The organism is Actinacidiphila alni (assembly GCF_900112845.1).
Classification (GTDB): domain Bacteria; phylum Actinomycetota; class Actinomycetes; order Streptomycetales; family Streptomycetaceae; genus Actinacidiphila; species Actinacidiphila alni.
Window position 1 is genome coordinate 703,946 of the sequence record NZ_FONG01000001.1, and the last position, 6,011, is coordinate 709,956.

A 6,011-nucleotide genomic window follows, 5' to 3' on the forward strand; every position below is an offset into this window, starting at 1 on the left:
GGGCCGTAGCGGGTCAACCGGTTTTCCGTCGCGCGGCAGCACCGGCGACCGGAACCCGCCATGAAGTACGAGGCCGCGCGCCGCCGTTCACGGTGGCAAGTGCTTTCAGCAAGTCGGCGAAAGACCTTCCGCCGACATCTTGACGCGTACGCAGAGACGGCGGGAAGCTCCTGGGCGGAACCCCGCGGCCCCCGGACCGCGGCGCTCCCACCCCCCACCCGGCGGCCAGGCGCGTGGCTGCCTTCGAGGGCAGATCCCTGCCCGTACACCGAAGGAGCCGCCCATGAGATCCCGCGTCCTGAACGGCGCGCTGGCCGCTGTCGTCGCGGCAGCCGGCCTGTTCGCCCTCTCCTCGCAGCAGGCGCACGCCACCCCGCCGGGCGGCAAGGACGTCACCGCGACACTCTTCCAGTGGTCCTACGACTCGGTGGCGAAGGAGTGCACAAACACCCTCGGCCCCGACGGCTACGGCTACGTCGAGGTCTCCCCGGCCTCGGAGCAGATCCAGGGCGACCAGTGGTGGACCTCGTACCAGCCGGTCAGCTACAAGATCGCCGGACGCCTCGGCAACGAGGCATCCTTCCAGCACATGGTCAGCACCTGTCACAGCGCCGGCGTCAAGGTCGTCGCCGACGCGGTGATCAACCACATGACGTCGGGCTCGGGCACCGGCACCGGCGGTTCCGGCTACACCAAGTACAACTACCCGGGCTACTACCAGGACCAGGACTTCCACACCTGCCGCAGCGACATCACCAACTACGGCGACCGGAACAACGTCCAGAACTGCGAGCTGGTCGGCCTCGCCGACCTCGACACCGGCAGCGACTACGTCCGCTCCACCATCGCCGCCTATCTCAACCACCTGCTCACGCTCGGCGTCGACGGCTTCCGGATCGACGCGGCCAAGCACATGGCCGAGACCGACCTGGCCGCCATCAAGGCCAAGCTCAGCAACCCGTCCGTCTACTGGGCGCAGGAGGTCATCTACGGCGCGGGCGAGGCCGTACAGCCCGGCGAGTACGTCAACACCGGTGACGTGGACGCCTTCCAGGGCGCCTTCGACCTCAAGCGGATCTTCATCGGCGACAAACTCGCCTCGCTCAGCAACTGGGGCGCCTCGTGGGGCGCGGGCTATCTTCCCAGCGACAAGGCCCGCACCTTCGTGGACAACTGGGACACCGAGCGCAACGGCTCGACACTCAGCTACAAGAACGACGCCACCTACACCCTCGCCAACATCTACATGCTGGCCTGGCCGTACGGCTCGCCCAACGTCTACTCCGGCTACGAGTTCTCCAACAACGACGCCGGTCCGCCCAACGGCGGCACCGTCAACGCCTGCTACTCCGACGGCTGGAAGTGCCAGCACGCCTGGCCGCAGATCGCGGGCATGGTCGGTTTCCGCAACGCGGTCTCCGGCACCGCCGTCACCAATTGGTGGTCCAACGGCAACAACGCCATCGCCTTCGGCCGGGGCAGCAAGGGCTATGTCGCCATCAACCACGAGGGCGGGTCGCTGACCCAGACCTTCACCACCTCGCTGCCCGCCGGCACCTATTGCGACGTGCAGCACAGCGGCGCCACCTACACCGTTGGTGCGGACGGCCGCTTCACCGCCACCATCGGCTCCAACGACGCGGTCGCGCTCTACACGGGTGCGCCGTGCGCCAGCGGCGGCACCTCGACGGGCGGCACCACGGGCGGATCCACGGGCGGCAGCACCGGAGGCAGCACCAACCCCTCCACCGGCGCGTCCTTCGCGGTGAACGCCGACACCGTCTGGGGGCAGAACATCTACGTCGTCGGTGACAACGCGACGCTCGGCAACTGGAACACCGGCAGCGCCCTGCCGCTGTCCTCGGCGAGCTACCCGGTGTGGAAGCTGGACGTCGAGCTGCCCGCCGGAACGTCGTTCCAGTACAAGTACATCCGGAAGGACTCCGGCGGCGGTGTGACGTGGGAATCCGGCGCCAACCGGACGGCGACCGTGCCGTCCACCGGCACCGTCACGCTCAACGACACCTGGCGGAACTGACCGGCCGACCGCGATCCGATCAGCCGATTACCCCTCTGCCGTCAGGAACGGCACACTGTGGTCTTCCGAATTCCTGACCACCGACCTGACTACAGAGGGGACCCCCACCCATGAGAGGCTTCCGGACCTTCCTGCTGCGCGGCAACGTCGTCGATCTCGCGGTCGGCATCGTGATCGGCGCGGCCTTCACCGCGTTGGTGACCGCGTTCGTCAAGGCGTTCCTGACGCCCCTGATCGGCCTCGCCTCGGGCGCCACGGGCAACTTCGCCGCCCAGAAGTTCACGGTCTCCGACGTGACCTTCCCCTACGGCGCGTTCATCGACGCGGTGATCAGCTTCGTCATCGTCGCCGCGGTGATCTACTTCCTGGTCGTGCTGCCGATGAACCGGCTGCAGGAGAAGTTCTTCCCCAAGGCCGCCGCGGCCCCGATGCGCGAGTGCCCGGAGTGCCTGACGGCGATACCGACCGCGGCCACCCGGTGCAGCGCGTGCACCGCGAAGGTCGGCCCGCAGATCGGTGGCCAGACGGCCCCCGCCGACCTGGCGGAGTGATCCGGGGCGGCTCGGCCGCTCAGTCGGTCCCCTCGTCGAGCGCGGCCAGCAGCGCGGTGAGCGCCGCGCGCTGGCCGTCGTCGAGCGGCGCGAGCAGCTCGGCGGCGGCGGCGCGGCGGACCCGGCGCAGCTCCAGCAGTGCCGCCCCGCCCGCCTCGGTCACCTCGATCCGGATCACCCGGCGGTTCGCCGGGTCGGGGACCCGCCGCACCAGCTCCTGCGCCTCCAGCGCGTCCACCAGCGTCGTCACCGCGCGCGGCACCACGCCGAGCCGCTGGGCGAGGTCCGCCATCCGCGGCGGCTCGTCGTAGTGCGCCAGGGCGCGCAGCAGCCGCCCCTGGGCGGGTGTCACGCCCAGCGGCTCCATGAGGTCGCGCTGGGACCGGTGCAGGCGACGGCTCAGCCGGATCAGCTGGTCGGCCAGCCGCCCGGTGATCTCGTCGGGTCCGGCCGTGACGGTCGCGCCGGAGGTGGCGGCGGCGGGCGCGGTCGTGCGGGATTCCATGGGTCGAGCGTATCAGGACAATGTCCATTGTGAGTATAGGTAACAATGACCTATACTCTCTACGACAGTGCTTCCCTGAACCTCCAAGGAGTCCTTTGCGCCCCGAACACGAACTCGCCTCCCGGTGGACGCCACCGAAGAAGAATCCCGACACTCCCACCGACGTGCGCCGCATTCTGCGGCTGTTCCGTCCTTACCGCGCCCGCCTCGCCCTCGTCGGCGTCCTGGTGGGCCTGTCCTCCCTCGTCTCCGTCGCCTCGCCGTTCCTGCTGCGGGCGATCCTCGACACCGCGATCCCGCAGGGCCGCACCGGGCTGCTGAGCCTGCTCGCCCTCGGCATGATCGCCACCGCCGTCGCCTCCGGGGTCTTCGGCGTCCTCCAGACGCTGATCTCCACCACCGTCGGCCAGCGCGTCATGCACGATCTGCGCACCGCCGTCTACGAGCGGCTCCAGCGCATGTCGCTGGCCTTCTTCACCCGCACCAGGACCGGCGAGGTGCAGTCCAGGATCGCCAACGACATCGGCGGCATGCAGGCCACCGTCACCTCGACCGCGACCTCCCTGGTCTCCAACCTCACCGCCGTCGTCGCCTCCGTCGTGGCCATGCTCGCGCTCGACTGGCGGCTGACGATCGTCTCGCTGCTGCTGCTCCCGGTCTTCGTCTGGATCGCGCGCCGTGTCGGCCGCGAACGCAAGCGGATCGCCACCAACCGGCAGCGCCAGATGGCCGCGATGTCGGCGATCGTCACCGAGTCGCTGTCGGTCAGCGGCATCCTGCTCGGCCGCACGATGGGCCGCTCCGACTCCCTGACCCGCGACTTCGCCGACGAGTCCGAGCGGCTGGTCGACCTCGAGGTGCGCTCCAGCATGTCCGGCCGCTGGCGGATGGCCATCATCGGCATCGTGATGTCGGCGATGCCCGCGCTGCTCTACTGGGCGGCGGGACTGACCATGTCCAACGGCGCCCCCGCCGTCTCGATCGGCACCCTCGTCGCCTTCGTCTCGCTCCAGCAGGGCCTCTTCCGCCCCGCCGTCTCGCTGCTGTCGACCGGTGTGGACGTCCAGACCTCGCTCGCGCTCTTCCAGCGGATCTTCGAATACCTCGACCTGCCCGTCGACATCACCGAGCGCCCCGACGCCAGGACCCTGGACACGGTGCGCGGCGACGTCCGCTTCGAGCACGTCGACTTCTCCTACGAACCCGGCTCCGGCGAGCCGACCCTGCGCGACATCGACCTCACCGTCCCCGCCGGCAGCAGCCTGGCCGTCGTCGGTGCCACCGGCTCCGGCAAGAGCACCCTCAGCTACCTGGTGCCGCGGCTGTACGACGTGACCGGCGGCCGGGTGACGCTCGACGGCACCGATGTGCGCGACCTGACCTTCGACACCCTCGCTGACGCGGTCGGCGTCGTCTCCCAGGAGACGTACCTCTTCCACGCCTCGGTCGCCGAGAACCTGCGCTTCGCCAAGCCCGACGCCACCGACGACGAGATCCGCGCCGCCGCCGAGGCCGCGCAGATCCATGACCACATCTCCCGGCTGCCCGACGGCTACGACACCCTTGTCGGCGAACGCGGCTACCGCTTCTCCGGCGGCGAGAAGCAGCGCCTGGCCATCGCCCGCACCATCCTGCGCGACCCGCCGGTGCTCATCCTCGACGAGGCCACCAGCGCGCTCGACACCCGGACCGAGCACGACGTGCAGGAAGCGATCGACGCGCTCTCGGCCGGACGCACCACCATCACCATCGCCCACCGCCTGTCCACCGTGCGCGACGCCGACCAGATCGTGGTCCTCGACGCCGGCCGGATCGTCGAACGCGGCACCCACGACGACCTGCTCGCCCGCGACGGCCGCTACGCCGCCCTCGTACGGCGCGACTCGCAGCTCGCCACCACCGGGTCGTGACCGGCGGCCGGTGCACCCGCCGCCCGGACCTTACCCACGAGTAAGGTAGGGGCGCGGCGGGACCCGCCCGCCCGCTCAGGAGGTGCCCGGTGACCGCACGTTCCACCCGTCTGCTCGTCGGCCTGCTCGCCGGCGCCGGAGCCACGCACTTCCTCGCGCCCGCGCCGTACGACGCGATCGTGCCCGAGGCGCTGCCCGGCAGCCCCCGCGCCTGGACCCGCGCCAGCGGTGTCGCCGAACTCGCCCTGGCCGCCGCCGTCGCCCATCCCGCCACCCGCCGCGCCGGCGCGCTCCTCACGGCGGGATTCTTCACCGCCGTCTTCCCCGCCAACGTCAAGATGGCCTACGACTGGCGCCACCGCCCCGCGCCCCTCAAAGCCGCCGCCTACGCCCGGCTCCCCGTCCAGGTCCCGCTGGTGATGTGGGCACTCAAGGTCAGCCGCTCCGCCGCTCCACGAGGATGACGTCGAGGGTGCGGGGGCCGTGGACGCCTTCGACGCGGTCGAGTTCGATGTCGCTGGTGGCGGAGGGTCCGGAGATCCAGGTTTGTGGGTGGTGGGGGGTGAGGCGGGGGAGTGCTTGGGGGACGGAGTCGACGATCTGGTCGGGGGTGTGGATGACGCAGATGTGGTGGTCGGGGACGAGGGTGAGGATACGACGCCCCTGGTCGGGACCCGCGTCCAGGACGATGGTGCCCGTTTCGGCGATCGCCAGGGCGCAGCCGGTGATGACGGTGTCGATGGTGTCGAGGTCCTGGGGGGTCTGGGCGGGGTCGTCGGTGTGGCGGTGGACGGTGTCGGGGACGGCGTCCAGCCAGCCGGCGGGCAGGTCGTGGGGGACGACGATGCTGCGGGTTCTGTGGTCGGCCAGGAGTCGGGCGATGGTGGTGGGGAGGCCGGCGGCGGTGGTGTGGTGGACGTGGGCGCGGTAGTCGGTGAGGTGGTCGGCGAGCAGGTCGGTGGTCTGCTGGGGGGTGCGGTGGGCGTGGGTGGTGAGGTAGTCGCGGG

General features: G+C 70.5%; 6 protein-coding genes. 4 read left to right on the forward strand and 2 right to left on the reverse strand.

The genetic code is table 11. The annotated features are described in order from the left end of the window. Positions 1-283: 283 nt before the first annotated feature. Both BM076_RS02845 and mscL read left to right on the forward strand, forming a co-directional pair. A complete protein-coding gene (locus BM076_RS02845; protein WP_093711676.1) occupies positions 284-2,038 on the forward strand; it encodes a carbohydrate-binding module family 20 domain-containing protein in 1,755 nt (584 codons plus the stop codon). A 110-nt stretch (positions 2,039-2,148) separates the two neighbouring features. Then, a complete protein-coding gene (gene mscL / locus BM076_RS02850; protein WP_093711677.1) occupies positions 2,149-2,589 on the forward strand; it encodes a large conductance mechanosensitive channel protein MscL in 441 nt (146 codons plus the stop codon). A 19-nt stretch (positions 2,590-2,608) separates the two neighbouring features. Here mscL and BM076_RS02855 read toward each other — a convergent pair whose 3' ends face one another. Next, positions 2,609-3,094, reverse strand: coding sequence for a MarR family winged helix-turn-helix transcriptional regulator (locus BM076_RS02855; RefSeq protein WP_093711678.1), 486 nt, complete (start codon positions 3,092-3,094; stop codon positions 2,609-2,611). 95 nt (positions 3,095-3,189) lie between these two features. On the opposite strand from BM076_RS02855, the gene BM076_RS02860 reads away from it, so the two are divergent. Both BM076_RS02860 and BM076_RS02865 read left to right on the forward strand, forming a co-directional pair. Then, the gene (locus tag BM076_RS02860; RefSeq protein ID WP_245795658.1) at positions 3,190-5,004 is read left to right on the forward strand and encodes an ABC transporter ATP-binding protein; all 1,815 of its coding nucleotides are present in this window, start codon (positions 3,190-3,192) and stop codon (positions 5,002-5,004) included. 89 nt (positions 5,005-5,093) lie between these two features. Next, on the forward strand, positions 5,094-5,468 hold the full coding sequence (locus tag BM076_RS02865) for a DoxX family protein (protein WP_093711680.1): 375 nt from the start codon (positions 5,094-5,096) through the stop codon (positions 5,466-5,468). Here the strand turns inward: BM076_RS02865 and BM076_RS02870 are convergent. Further along, positions 5,440-6,011 (reverse strand): LutC/YkgG family protein (locus tag BM076_RS02870; protein ID WP_093711681.1); only part of this gene is annotated, 572 nt, incomplete at its 5' end. The genes BM076_RS02865 and BM076_RS02870 overlap by 29 nt on opposite strands.

What these genes read in the sequence shown, in the direction of transcription:
- BM076_RS02845 (WP_093711676.1), top strand. Translation starts at nt 284, where the DNA reads ATGAGATCCCGCGTCCTGAACGGCGCGCTGGCCGCTGTCGTCGCGGCA.
- mscL (WP_093711677.1), top strand. Translation starts at nt 2,149, where the DNA reads ATGAGAGGCTTCCGGACCTTCCTGCTGCGCGGCAACGTCGTCGATCTC.
- BM076_RS02855 (WP_093711678.1), bottom strand. Translation starts at nt 3,094, where the DNA reads ATGGAATCCCGCACGACCGCGCCCGCCGCCGCCACCTCCGGCGCGACC.